The following is a 14,496-nucleotide window of genomic DNA, read 5'->3' as shown; positions in this document are numbered from 1 at the left end:
TGTGAGCACCACGGACACGCGTGTCGCCCCGACGACCCTGCGCACGACGACCGGACGCGAGGCGGCCCGATGGGTCGCGGCCAACTGCCGCACGATGCCTTGGCTGACGTCCGCCGCCGTGTTCAGCACGGTCGCCGGGGCGGCGCTCCAAATGCTCCCGGTCCTCCTGCTCAGCCGGGTGGTCGACGGGGTGACCGGGGGCGGACCGCGTTCCGCGCTGGTCCCCATCGGGGTCCTCATGGTGGCCGCCGCGCTTCTCGGCGCGGCGGCCACCGCCGTGTCGACCTACCTGATCGGGCGGCTCGGCGCCGACCTGCTCGCGCAGCTGCGCGAAGGCGCCGTCCGGGCCGTACTGGGCATGCCCAGCGCCCGGGTCGAACAGGTGGGCCGGGGCGATGTGCTCTCGCGGGTCGGTGACGACGTCGCCGTCCTGTCCAAGGGCATCCGTTCCGCCGTTCCCACCGTGTTCTCCGCGGGGGTGCTGGTGGCCATCGCCACGATCGGCATGTTCGGACTCGACTGGCGGCTCGGTCTGGCGGGTTCCTGCGCGCTGCCCGCCTACTGGCTGGCCCTGCGCTGGTACCTCCCCCGGTCCGCCCCGCTCTACCAGAAGCAGCGGGTCGCCCAGGCCGATCGCGCGCAGGCGCTGATCAGCGGCCTGGACGGCATCGACACCGTACGGGCCTACCGCCTGGAGGGCGCCTTCCGCGAGAAGGTCTCCGACGACTCCCGGCGGGTGCGGGACCTCGGCATCGACGTGTTCCGGTTCTTCGGCCGGTTCGTCGGCCGGGAGAACCGGGCGGAGTTCATCGGCCTGGTCCTGATCCTCGTGGTGGGCTACGTCCTGCTGGAGACCGGTTCCGCCACCCTCGGCGAGGTGTCGGCGGCCCCGCTGGTCTTCCACCGCCTGTTCACCCCGCTGGGCGCCATCATGTTCACCTTCGACGAGGCGCAGAAGTCGGGCGCGAGCCTGACCCGGCTCGTCGGGGTCCTGTCGGAGTCCACGCAGGAACGTCTGGTGGGCGACTCGACCGCCGCGGCGGTCGACGGCGCGGCGTGCCCGGTGACGGTGGAAAAGCTGACGTTCGCGTACCCCGGCGCCGAGGAGCCGGTCCTGCGGGACGTCAGCCTGACGATTCCGGCGGGCGGTTCACTGGCCCTGGTGGGTGCCACGGGGGCGGGCAAATCGACCCTCGCGGCCCTCATCGCCGGCATCGGGACCCCGCAGTCCGGATCGGTGCGCATCGGGTCGACCGATCTCGCCGACCTGGACGAGGCCGCGGCGAGGGCGTCGGTGAGCATCCTGACCCAGGAGACGCACGTCTTCTCCGGTCCGCTCGCCGACGACCTGAGGCTGGCGGCGCCCGAGGCGACCGACGAGCGGCTGATGGACGCGCTGCGCACCGTGGGCGCCCATGAGTGGGTCGAGGCGCTGCCGGACGGGCTGTACACCGCCGTGGGCGAGGGCGGCGAGCGTCTTGACGGCGCCAAGGTCGCCCATGTCGCTCTGGCCCGACTGGTGTTGGGGCGGGCCCCGGTGGTGGTGCTCGACGAGTCCACCGCGGAGGCGGGCAGCGAGGGCGCGGCCGATCTGGAACGGGCCGTACTGGCCGCCTGCGCCGGCCGGACCACGTTGTTCGTAGCGCACCGGCTGACCCAGGCGGTGGCGGCCGACCGGATCGTCGTGCTGGACGCGGGCCGCGTCGCGGAACAGGGCACGCACGAGGAGCTGGTGGCCCTGGGCGGCCGTTACGCGCGACTCTGGCGGGCTTGGCGAGATGGTAATTAGGTAAACCTAACTTAAGTTAGGCTGACCTTAGTACCTTGGAAGGGTGTTGAGTCTTCAATGATGGAACCGAGCGCTCGTCTCGTGCTGATCTCTCCTTCGCGTCTGGCCGACGTGCGCCGGCGCACCGGCGACCACTCCGACCGGACCATCGCCGAGGCGTGTGCCATCGGTCTGTCGTACTGGGCGACGGGCCAAGGCCCCGAGGGCCTGGACCCGACCCCCGGCACGCTGTTCGCGGACGTCCTCGGATGGACCGCCAACGGCGGCACGACGCCCGCCGGTTGGGAGGTCGGCGACGCCGGCCCGGACGGAATGGGCATCACCGTTCCCGAAGGAGTCCTGCCGTCCGACGCGCAGCGCGCGCTCGACGACCTGGCGGACTTCCCGGACCGCCCGCTCGGCACCATCACCCCGTCCGGCCCGGCGGAGCGACTCACGGCCCTGGCCCGGTGGAACGACACCGGGGCCGACCGGGTCCGGCCGACGATCGTGCAACTGTTCCTGGAGCAGGCGCGCGTCAGGCCGGACGCGGTCGCCATCGTGGACGAACACCGGTCGCTGACCTACCGCCAGGCGGCGGAGCTGTCGGCCCAGCTGGCCCACGACCTGATCGGACGCGGACTCACGGCCGAGCAGGTCGTCGGCATCTCGCTCGGCCGCTCCGCCGACATGGTGATCGGCCTGCTCGGCGTGCTCCGCGCCGGTTGCGCGTTCGTACCGCTCGACCCGCAGTGGCCCGCCGCGCGCCGGGCCGTCGTCATCGACGACGCACGGGTCGTCGTACAGCTCAACGACTCCGGTGAGCACGACCCCGCGGAACCGGCCGCCATCGCCGTCGACATCGACGACTGGGCCCACACGGCGCGGCCCGTCGAGGACACCGGGATCCACGTCCCCGGCGACGCCCTGGCCTACGTGATCTTCACCTCCGGTTCGACCGGCCGCCCCAAGGGCGCGATGATCCGGCACGAGGCGATCAGCGAGCGCCTGCTGTGGCAGGTCAACGACATCCTCGGCTTCGGCCACGACGACGCGTCGCTGTTCAAGGCGCCGTTGTCCTTCGACATATCCATCAACGAGGTCTTCCTGCCCCTGGTGTGCGGCGGCCGGCTGGTCGTCCTGCGGCCCGGCGGCGAGCGCGACCCGCACCACCTGCTGAGCGTCATCGCCGAGCAGCGCGTCACCTTCACCTACCTCGTGTCGTCCATGCTGGACGTCCTGCTGGAGATGGCCGGCGACTCCGGACGCCTCGACAGCCTCCGCCACGTGTGGTGCGGCGGCGAGGTGCTCACCCCGGAGCTGTACGAGCGGTACCGCACCAAGCTCGACATCCCCATGTACCACGGCTACGGACCGGCCGAGACCACCATCGGCGTCTCCCACGTCATCTACCGGGGCGCGGCGGAACGCCTGTCGACCTCGATCGGCAAGGCCAACCCCAACACCCAGCTGTACGTGCTGGACGACGAGCTGCGCCCGGTCCCGGTCGGGGTCGGCGGCGAGCTGTACGTCGGCGGGTTCCTCCTGGGACGCGGATACGCGGGAGCCCCGGCACTGACCGCGTCCCGGTTCGTGGCCAACCCCTTCGCCCGCGACGGGTCCCGGCTCTACCGGACCGGCGACCTCGCGCGGTTCGCCCCGGACGGGTCCCTGGACTTCCTCGGCCGTGCCGACAACCAGGTGAAGATCCGCGGCATGCGGCTCGAACTGGAGGACGTCGAGGCCGGTCTCGCCGAACACCCCGCGGTACGACACACCTGCGTCGTCGTGAAGAAGAACAGCGCGGGCGGCAACTATCTCGTGGGTTACGTGATCCCGGCCGCCGGAAGTGAGGAGCTGCGGGCGGACGAGGTCAAGGAGTGGGCCACCGGGCACATGGTGGAGTACATGGTGCCGACCCACGTCGTCGTGATGCGCGCGTTCCCGCTCACCGCGAACGGCAAGTTGGACCGGCGTGCGCTACCCGAGCCCGAGCTCGCGACCGGCTCGTTCCTGCGCCCCTCCACCGACAACGAGCGCGCGGTGTGCGCCGCCGTCGCGTCCGTGCTGCGCCTGGAGGAGGTCGGCGTCGACCAGGACTTCTTCCAGCTCGGCGGGGACAGCATCCTCGCGATCTCGCTGCTGAGCGCGCTGCGCGACGCCGGCCTCTACGTCACCGCCGGGCAGATCTTCACCAACAGCCTCCTGGGCGCACTCGCGGCGGTGGCGAGCCGCGACGACGTGGCCCGGGTGGACCACGGCGACATCGCGACCGGCCCCGTCACGGGATCGCCCGTCGTCCAGTGGCTGGGCGAGGTCACGGACGCGATCGACGGCTTCGTGCAGTCGGTCGTGCTGAACACCCCGGCCGACCTCACCGCCGACACCCTCGACACCGTCCTCACCTCCGTCGTGGCCCGCCACGACATGCTGCGCGCCCGGCTCGTGCGCGGCGACCGCTGGAGCTTCGACATCCCGGAGTCCGACACGGCCGTGGCCGGCTGGCAGGAGAGCGACCTGTCGCTCGACGCGTGCACGGCCCTCGCCACCGAAGGCCTGGACCCGGACAACGGCGTGATGCTGCGAGCCGTCTGGCGCCGCGAGGCACGCCAACTGGTCGTCGTCGTCCACCACGTGGTGATCGACGGAGTGTCCTGGCGCGTGCTGCTGGAGGACCTCGCCACGGCATGGCGCCAGTGCTCCGCGGGCGAACCGGTCGAACTGCCCACCGTGGGAACGTCGTTCCGCCGCTGGACCCAGCAGCTGGAGAGCGCCGCCTTCGACCAGGACCGCGCCTACTTCGAACGCCCCCTGCCGGGCCCGGACGCACCGCTGGGCACGCGCCCGCTGTCCGAAGCCGACACGGTCGACCGGGAAAGGCACCTGAGCGTCACGGTCGGCCCCGAGACCACCGCCGCGCTGCTCGGCGACGTCCCGGCGAAGTTCCACGCGCGCGTCAACGACGTCCTGCTGACCGGGCTCGCCCTCGCCCTAGCCCGGTGGCGCCGCGGCCGCGGCCAGGACCAGACCTTCGCGCACATCGAGCTGGAGGGCCACGGACGCGAAGGGCGCCACGTCGCGGGCGCCTCCGGCGTCGAACCGGAGCTGTCGCGGACGGTCGGCTGGTTCACGACGCTGTTCCCCGTGACCGTCGACCCCGGCACGGCGGAGGACCTCACCGCCCCCGCGTACCTGGCCGCCGCCCTCAAGGCCGTCAAGGAAGACCTGGCCCGCCTGCCCGGCAACGGTGTCTCGTACGGAGCCCTGCGCTACCTGTCCGACGCGACCTTCACCGCCCCCGCACCCCAGGTCCTGTTCAACTACCTCGGACGTTTCGACGCGGGCGCCTCCGGCGACTGGCAGCTCTGCGGAACCACCGGACAGCTGGGCGAGAAGCGCGACCCGAGGATGCGCCTCCAGCGCGCCCTGGAGTTCAACGCGATCGCCGAGCCCGACGCCAACGGCGAGTTCGAGCTGGTCACCACCATCTCCTGGCCCGAGGGGATGTTCACCGACGCCGACATCGAAACCATCGGCGGACACTTCCGGGACGCCCTCGCCGGACTGGCCGCGCTCGACGAGGGCGGCCACACACCGAGCGACTTCCCGCTGGTGGAGCTGACCCAGGCGGACATCGACGCCCTGGACGGGCCCACGCTGCGCGCCGTCCTGCCCCTGACCCCGCTGCAAGAGGGCCTGTACTTCCACTCGGTCTTCGACGACGACTCCGCGGGCAGCTACGTCGAACAGCAGCTGCTGACGCTGGAGGGCGCGCTCGACGCCGACCGGCTCGCCGACGCGGCCACCCGGCTGCTCGCCCTGTATCCGAACCTGGCCGCACGGTTCACCGCCCTCGCCGACGGCCGTGTCGTCTCCGTGCTCGACGGCGGCGCCGAGGCGCCCTTCACCACGCTGGAGCGGCCCGGCATCACCGCCGAGGAGATCCGTGCGTACGCCGAGCGGGACCGCCGCGCCGGCTTCGACCTCGCCACCGGCCCGCTGATGCGTTTCACCCTGATCCACGACCCGGAATCCGGCCGCGACGTCCTGGTGCAGACCGTGCACCACATCATCGCCGACGGCTGGTCGGTGCCGCCCATGCTGCGCGCGCTGCTCGCCGAGTACCACGCCCCGGGGTCCGTGTACCCCCTGGGTGGCTTCCCCGACTACGTCGGCTGGCTCGCCGGACGGGACTCCGACGAGAGCGACCGGGTGTGGTCCGCCGAGTTCGCCGAGCTGTCCGGCCCCTCGCTGGTGGCCGAGGAGCACACCCCCTCCGACCGGTTCGCCGACACCTCCGCGGAACCGGACTACGACGTGGACGCGGCCGTCCGGTCGGCCGGCGTGACCCTGAGCGTGGCCGTGCACAGCGCCTGGGCGGTGACGCTCGGCGGCATCCTGCACTCCGGCGACGTGGTGTTCGGCTCCACCGTCTCCGGCCGCGACGCCGACGTGCCCGGCATCGGGGACATGGTCGGCCTGTTCATCAACACCATCCCGCTGCGCGCGCGGTGGGCCGGCGGCACGACGGCGCGCGAGCTGCTCGCCTCGGTGCGCGAACATCAGGGCGCCGTACTGCCCCACCAGCACGTCTCGCTGGCCCGGATCGGCCGCCAGGCCGGCGTCGGGCCCCTCTTCGACACCCTCGTGGTGTTCGACGTGGCGACCGACGTGGCCGCCCTGCGCCGCCCCGGCGACACCCTGTCCATCACGGGCCTCGTCAACGAGGGCGCGCCGCACTACCCGCTCACCCTGGTGGTCGAGCGGTCCCTCGACGGGCGCGTGCGCTTCAACCTGATCTACGACGGCGCACTGCTCCGGGAGAGCAGCGCCCAGGACATCCTGCGTGGGTTCACGCACACCCTGGGCGCCCTGCTCACCCGGCCGGACGCCTTGGTCGCCGGCCTGGAGCCGGAAGCGACGCGGAGCCCGGTGCCGACCGACGGGGCGACCCTCGGCAGCCTGTTCGACGCCGCCGTGGGGCGGAACCCGGGGGCCACCGCCGTCACCCAGTGCGCACTCGACGGCGCCACCCGTTCGCTGACCTACGCCGAACTGGCCGAAGCGAAGGACGGGCTGGCCGCCACCCTGCGCGCGGCCGGGGTCCGGCCCGGTCAGCGTGTGGCCGTCGCCGTCCCGCGCTCCGTCGAGCAGGTCGTCGCCCTGGTCGCGATCGTCAGCGCGGGCGGTGCCTACGTACCGCTGGACATGGCGTACCCGGACGACCGCCTGGAGTACGTCCTCGCGGACGCCGCGCCACAGGCCGTCCTCGTCTCGCCCGAACAGCGGGAGCGTTTCACGGCGCTGCTCGACCGGGCCGGCGTCGCCGCCCGCGTACTGGTGCAGGGCGACGAGCCGGCGCAGGACACCGCGGAGGCCGTGGCGGAGGAGGTGGGCGGACACGACCCCGCCTACGTGATCTACACCTCCGGGTCGACCGGCCGGCCCAAGGGCGTCGTCGTCCCGCACTCCAGCGTGGTGTCGCTGCTCGCCAACACCCGGCCCGACATGGACTTCGGCCCGGCCGACGTGTGGGTCCAGTTCCACTCCTACTCCTTCGACTTCGCGGTCTGGGAGCTGTGGGGCGCGCTGGTGCACGGCGGCGAGCTGCTGGTCCCCGACTACGGTCTGACCCGTTCCCCCGTCGACTTCCACCGGCTGGTCCGTGAGCGCGGGGTGACGGTGCTCAACCAGACGCCCTCGGCCTTCTACCAGTTCATCGAGGCCGACCGGCACGCCGGTGAACCGCTCACGGCCCTGCGCCGGGTCATCTTCGGCGGCGAGGCGCTGGACCTCGGACGGCTGCGCGGCTGGGTCGAGCGGCACGGGACCTCCTCGACCGAACTCGTCAACATGTACGGCATCACCGAAACGACCGTCCACGTGACCCACCGGGTGCTGACCGACGAGGACTTCGGCCCCGGCGACGACGTCAGCCCCATCGGCGGTCCCATCCCCGGCCTGATCACCCACCTGCTCGACGACCGGCTCAGGCCGGTGCCGCCGGGCCGGGTGGGCGCCATCTACGTGGCCGGCGACCAGGTGGCGCTGGGCTACCTGGGCCGGCCGGGCCTCACCGCCGGCCGGTTCGTGGCGAACCCGTTCGCGAACGACGGCTCCCGCATGTACCACACCGGCGACCTCGCCCGCCGTACCCTCGACGGCGAGCTGGAGTTCGCCGGCCGCGCCGACGACCAGGTGCAGCTCAAGGGCTTCCGCATCGAGCTCGGCGAGGTCGAGGCCGCGATCCGGGAACTCGACGGCGTGGTCGACGTGGCCGTCACCGTCGCGGACAGCGGGGACCACCTGGTCGCGCACCTCGTGGGCCGCGTGCAGGGCGACCTGTCCGTCCTCCTCACCACGAAGCTGCCCGTCCACATGCTGCCGGGCCGGGTCCTGTCGGTGGACGCCCTGCCGCTGACCGTCAACGGCAAGCTGGACCGCAAGGCACTGGCCGCGCGGGCCGCGCGGGACGACACCCCGGTGGCCGTCACCGGCTCCGGCTCCGACGATTCCGCGCTCGCCTCCCTGGTCGCCGTCTTCGCCGACACGCTCTCCCACCCGTCGGCCGACGCCGACACCGACTTCTTCGGCGCCGGCGGCGACAGCATCACCGCCATCACCGTGGTCAACCGGGCCAGGGCGCTCGGTCTGCCGATCGCCCCGCGCGACGTGTTCCTCATGAAGACCCCCAGGGCCCTCGCCGAGACCCTGGCCGCGCGCGCTCCCCAGACCCGGGAAACCGCTGCGACGACCGCCCCCGCGCGGCGTGCCGACGGCCCGGTGGCGCCGACGCCGATCATCCTGCGCCAGCGGGAACTGGGCGGCTCCCTCGCCCGGTTCGTCCAGGCGAGGTCGCTGGAGGTGGCCGAGGGGACCGGGCTCGCCGACATCGAGCGCGCCGCGAACGCCGTGGTGGCCGCCCACCCGGCCCTGCGCATGCGGCTGCACGCCGAGCACGGGGTGTGGAGCCTGCGCACCGAACCCGCCGACGGGGCCACCGTGGTCCGCGCGGACACGGCCGACGCCCGGACCGCCGCCAACGGGGCCGCCGCACTGCTCGACCCCGAAAACGGCGACGTCATCGCGTTCACCTGGCTCGCGGCGACCCACACCCTGGTGATCACCGTCCACCACCTCGCGGTCGACTCGGTGTCGTGGCTGATCCTGCTGGACGACATGGAGGCCGCACTGCGCGGCGAGCCCCTCGCCCCCGCGACCACCTCCTACGCCGAGTACGCCGAGACACTGACCCTGCGGGCCGCCGACGACGTCGCCGACCTCGGGCACTGGATCGACACCCTCCGGGCGCCCGCGCTGCTTCCCGCGGTCGGCGCCCTGCGCGACACCACCGTCGTGCTCGACCCCGAGGTCAGCGCCCGGGTGACGCGTACCGCGCCCGCCGCTCTCGGCGTCGCGCTCACCGAGCTGCTGTGCGGCGCGCTGCGCACCGCGCTGACTCACGTCCAGTCCTCGCCCGCGGATCTCGCGATCGAGCTGGAGCGCCACGGCCGGGTTCCGGCGGCGGAACACCACGACTACACGCGCACCGTCGGCTGGTTCACCGCCATCGCGCCCGTACGGCTCACCGCGCGGATCGACCCGGTCGCGGCGGCCCGAGAGCTCGCCGAACGACAGCCGGACGAGGCCGGGCACACCGCCTACGGCCTCCTGCGGTACCTGAACCCGCAGACGGCGCCGCTGCTGACCGCCCGCCCGCAGGTGCTGTTCAACTACCTCGGCCGGGGCAGCGAGTCCCAGGCGCTGCACATCACGGGCGGCGACCAGGGAAGCCCGTACGCCGTGGAGGTCAACGCCTGGACCGACGCGGCCACCGGCAGCCTGCACGCGACCTTCACCCTCGCCGAGGAGATCCCCGACGAGATCACCGGGCACTGGCTGGACGCCCTGGAGGCCGTCGCGGACGCCTCCGTGACGGCCGAGCGCACGGCGCCGGTCACTCCGCTCCAGCGGGGCCTGTACTTCCAGGCCCAGATGGCCGGCTCGGCCGGACACTACGTCGCGCAGAGCTACTTCGCCTTCGACCGGCGCCTGGACACCGACGCGCTGGCCGAGGCCATGGCCCGGGTAATCGCCCGACACCCGGTCGTCGGCGCGGGCTTCACCACCGACGAGGACGGCCACCCGGTGCAGGTCCTCAAGGCGGGCCGCCGCGTCGACGTCCACACCGTCGAGCTGTCGAGCGACGCGGAAGTCGAAGCCTTCCGCGTCCGGGACCGCAACACCGGATTCGATCCGGCCGAACCGCCCCTGGTCCGGCTGACCGTGGTCCGGCTGCCCGACGGCCGCGACGGCCTGCTCCTCAGCTACCACCTGCTGCTGTGGGACGGATGGTCCCGCGCGATCGTGCTCCGGGACCTGTTCGAGGCCTACCGGTCCGTGCTCGCCGGCGAGCAGCCGGCCGCGATCCCGGCCACGCCGGGCTTCGAGGACCACGCCCGGGTGATCGCGGCGAAGGACCCGGCCGAGTCGGAGCGCTTCTGGGCGCGGCACCTGGCCGGGCTCCCCGGCCCGACGCTGCTCGCCGGACCGGCGCCGACCCTGACGGAGGACCTGCCGCCCGCGCTCGTCCACGTACTGTCCGTCGAGCAGTCGGACCTGCTGCGGCAGACCGCCAAGACGCACGGGGTCACGCTGAACTCGGTCCTCACCGGCGCGTTCGGCCTGCTCCTCGGCGCCCACACGGGCCGCGGTGACGCCGTGTTCGGCGTGACCGTGTCCGGCCGCGAGGGCGAGGGGCTGTCCGAGGTCGTCGGAGTGCTGCTCAACACCGTGCCGATGTGGACGCGGGCCCGGCCGGACGACACGGTCCGGGACTACCTGACGGCCGTGCAGGCCGCCCGGGTCGAGGGCATGGAGCACGAGCACCTGGGTCTCGGCGAGATCCAGCGGGCCGGCGGACACGACGCCCTCTTCGACAACCTGTTCGTGCTCCAGAACTTCCTGGACATGGACGCCTTCGCCGAGATGAACGCCCGCCACGGCATCACCGCGGTGAAGTCGGACGACTCCACCCACTACCCGTTCACCTGGGTCGTCACCCCCGGCGACCGGCTCACGGTCAAGCTGGAGCACCGCCACGGCGACTGCGACGACGCCCGCCGGCTCCTCGACGACTACGTGGGCGTGCTGGAGGACCTGTCCCGCGCCACCGGGCCGGTGGGCGCGCTGCGGGGCCTCGGGCCCGTGCCGCGACCCGGCGTCCGTACCGACATCGGCACCGACACCGTCGTCGACCGGTTCGACCTCGCGGCGGACCGCGCCCCGGAGCGGATCGCGCTCGTCTCGCACGGCCGGAGCATGACCTTCGCGGAACTCCGCGATCGCAGCCGTGAGCTGGCCGGTGTGCTCGCCGCACGGGGCACCGGCCCCGAGCGGACCGTGGGTCTCGCGATCCCGCGCTCCCTCGACTGGATCGTGGCGCTGTTCGCGGTGCTCCGCACCGGAGCCGCCTACGTGCCGCTGGAGCTGGACCACCCGGACGAGCGGATCGCCGCGATCGTCGCGGACGCCCGCCCAGAGGTGATCCTCACCGTCAGCGGCGTGTCGTCGCGGCTGACCGGTGACCTGATCGAGCTGGACCGGCCCCTCCCGGAGGCCGAGCCGTTCGTGACGTTCGCGCCGGACGACCCGCAGCGGTTGCGGCACCCGGCGTACACGATCTACACCTCGGGTTCCACCGGCAAGCCCAAGGGCGTGGTGACCGAGTACGCGGGTCTCACCAACATGCTGATCAACCACCAGCGCCGCATCTTCGAGCCGGTGCTGGCGGAACACGGGAACCGGATCTTCAAGATCGCCCACACCGTGTCGTTCGCCTTCGACATGTCGTGGGAGGAACTGCTCTGGCTCGCCGACGGCCACGAGGTGCACATCTGCGACGAGGAACTGCGCCGCGACGCGCCCGCACTGGTCGAGTACTGCGGTGAGCACGGGATCGACGTCGTCAACGTGACCCCCACCTACGCCGGGCAACTGGCGGGCGAGGGCCTGTTGGACGATCCGGCCCGGCGCCCCGCGCTGGTCCTACTGGGCGGTGAGGCGGTCACCCCGACCCTGTGGCAGCGGCTCGCCGAGACCGAGGGGACGGTCGGCTACAACCTGTACGGACCCACCGAATACACCATCAACACCCTGGGAGTCGGCACCTTCGAGTGCCAGGACCCGGTGGTGGGCGTGGCGATCGACAACACCGACGTGTTCGTGCTCGACCCGTGGCTCCGGCCGCTGCCGGACGGGGTTCCCGGCGAGCTGTACGTCTCGGGCGTCGGCATCGCCCGCGGCTACCTGGGCATGCCGGGTCAGACCGCGCACCGGTTCGTCGCGTCCCCGTTCGGTGCGCCCGGCGAGCGCATGTACCGCACCGGCGACCTGGTGATCCGGCGTCCCGACGGGAACCTGATGTACCTCGGTCGCACCGACCAGCAGGTCAAGATCCGCGGGCACAGGGTCGAGCTGGGTGAGGTCGAGGCGGCCTTCGCGGCGCATCCGGCGGTACGGTATACCGCCGCCGTCGCCCAGCCGGATCCGCAGGTCGACGGCGCGTACCGGCTGGCCGCGTACCTCGTGCTGGACGGTTCCGACCTGGCGGCGGTCGCCGCCGAGGTGGGCGCCGCACTCCCCGACTTCCTGCGCCCGACGCACTACGCGCAGGTCGCCGGCATCCCGCTCACGGTGAACGGGAAGGCTGACATCAAGGCTCTGCCGGAGCCCAAGCCCCTGGGCGCGCTGACCACTTCGGTCGAGCGCGGCCCCGAGACCGAGACCGAGGCCTTGGTGTGCGAGTACTTCGCCGAGGCCCTGGACCTGGACGACGACGAGGTGAGTGCCGTGAGCGACTTCGTCTCCCTCGGGGGACACTCCATGCTGGCCGTACGTCTGGTCGGACTCCTGCGCCGTGAATTCGGCCCCGTCATCACGATCCGTGATCTGTTCACCCTGCGAACCCCGGAAGCGATTGCCCACCACCTCGATGACAACTCCTGACGCCCAGCGATCCCACCGCGCGGGATCCGACATCCTCCGGACCGCCATACGCCGCAACGTCGGCGCCATGGTCTGGGGCACCGTCCTCATGGGCCTGTACCAAGCGGGCGAGACAGCCTTTCCGATCGCGCTCGGACTCATCGTCGAGCACACGATGCAGGACCGGAGCCCGGGGTCACTCGCGCTGTCGGTCGCCGCACTGGCCGTGATCATCACCGTCGTATCGCTGTCGTGGCGGTTCGGCATGCGCATCCTGCAGAAGGCCAACACGACCGAGGCGCACCGCTGGAGGGTGCGGGTCGCGGCCTGCGGCCTCCAGCCGGTGGCCCGGGACGTCGACCTCAAGTCCGGCGAGGTGCTCACCATCGCCACCGAGGACGCCGACCAGACGGCCGACATCGTCGAGGTGGTGCCGATGCTGATCAGTTCCATGGTCTCGGTGCTGATCGCGGCGGTCGCGCTGAGCATGGCGAGCGTCCGGCTCGGCGTGCTGGTCATGGTCGGCACGGTCGCGATCCTGTCGATCCTCAGCGTCATGTCCAAGCGGATCGGCAGCAGCACCAAGGAGCAACAGGCCCGGGTGGCGCGGGCGGGTGCGAAGGTCGCCGACCTGATCACCGGTCTGCGCCCGCTGCACGGCTTCGGCGGCAACCAGGCGGCGTTCCTGTCGTACCGGAAGGTCAGCACGGAGGCGAGGCAGCAGTCGGTCACCGTCGCCCGGGTGAACGGCGCCTACGCGGGCACCGCGCTGGCCCTCAACTCGGTCCTCGCGGCCTCGGTGACGCTGACGGCCGGCTGGCTCGCCTACGACGGGCAGATCGGCATCGGGGAACTCGTCATGGCCGTGGGCCTGGCGCAGTTCATCATGGAGCCGCTCCGACTGTTCTCGGACATGCCGAAGTACGTGATGATGGCGCGCGCGTCGGCGGAGCGGATGGCCCTGGTGCTGTCCGCCCCGCCGGCGGCGGCCCCGGGGACGGAGCGTCCGGCCCCGGGCGGGGACCTGGAGATCGACTGCGTCCGCTACGGGTCCCTGCAGGGCGTGAAGTTCCGCGTTCCGGCGGGCGAGTTCACGGCGATCGCGGCCTACCGGCCGCGGACGGCCGCCGACCTCACCTCGGTCCTGGCCGTGAACGTCCCGCCGGACGGCTACGAGGGAGTGGTCCGGCTCGGCGGCCGGGAGCTCGCGGAGCTGTCGGTCGAGGCGGTCCGCGAACGCGTCCTGGTGAACCCGTACAACGCGGAGATCTTCGCCGGCACGCTCCGCTCCAACATCGACCCCTCGGGGTCGAGCCGGATGATCCCCGAGGCGGTGGAGGCGTCCATGTTGACCGATGTCGTCGCGCTGCACCGGCAGGGACTGGACTACGAGGTCCGTGACCGCGGTTCGAACCTGTCCGGGGGCCAGCGCCAGCGGTTGTCGCTGGCCCGAGCCCTGGCGGCCGACAGCGACGTGCTCGTCCTGCACGATCCGACGACGGCCGTCGACGCGGTGACCGAGCAACTCGTCGCGCGCAACCTCGCGGAGCTGCGGCGGGGCCGCACCACCCTCGTGATCACCAGCAGTCCGGCCTTGTTGGACGTCGCGGACCGGGTCCTCGTGCTGGACGACGGAGTCGTCGCGGCCGAAGGAACCCACCGCGCGCTGCTGGCCGGTGACGAGGCGTACCGCCTGGCCGTCACCCGGTGAACGTCTCGCGGTGACCCCTCTCGTGGTGGAT

At 72.3% G+C, this 14,496-nt stretch carries 3 protein-coding genes; all 3 read left to right on the top strand.

Annotated elements, in window-relative coordinates; all coding sequences use genetic code 11:
- Position 1 precedes the first annotated feature (1 nt).
- Genes ACIOD1_RS10725 through ACIOD1_RS10715 form a run of 3 tightly spaced genes read left to right on the top strand, consistent with a single transcriptional unit; the run spans position 2 to position 14,465 of the window.
- The gene (locus ACIOD1_RS10725) at positions 2-1,789 is read left to right on the top strand and encodes an ABC transporter ATP-binding protein (protein WP_401901526.1); all 1,788 of its coding nucleotides are present in this window, start codon (positions 2-4) and stop codon (positions 1,787-1,789) included.
- A gap of 57 nt (positions 1,790-1,846) precedes the next feature.
- Positions 1,847-12,775 carry an amino acid adenylation domain-containing protein gene (locus tag ACIOD1_RS10720; RefSeq protein ID WP_401901524.1) on the top strand — a complete coding sequence of 3,643 codons (10,929 nt, stop codon included), beginning with the start codon at positions 1,847-1,849 and terminating at the stop codon, positions 12,773-12,775.
- Entirely contained in the window at positions 12,762-14,465 is a 1,704-nt protein-coding gene (locus ACIOD1_RS10715) for an ABC transporter ATP-binding protein (RefSeq protein WP_365612481.1), read from the top strand. Before ACIOD1_RS10720 ends, ACIOD1_RS10715 begins: the two co-directional genes overlap by 14 nt.
- Positions 14,466-14,496 lie beyond the last annotated feature (31 nt).

Origin of the sequence: Streptomyces sp. NPDC088097, assembly GCF_044741845.1 — a bacterium.
In the GTDB taxonomy this organism is placed as follows: domain Bacteria; phylum Actinomycetota; class Actinomycetes; order Streptomycetales; family Streptomycetaceae; genus Streptomyces.
Note: the sequence above shows the minus strand (reverse complement) of the source record. Positions and strands in the feature narration are given on the sequence as shown.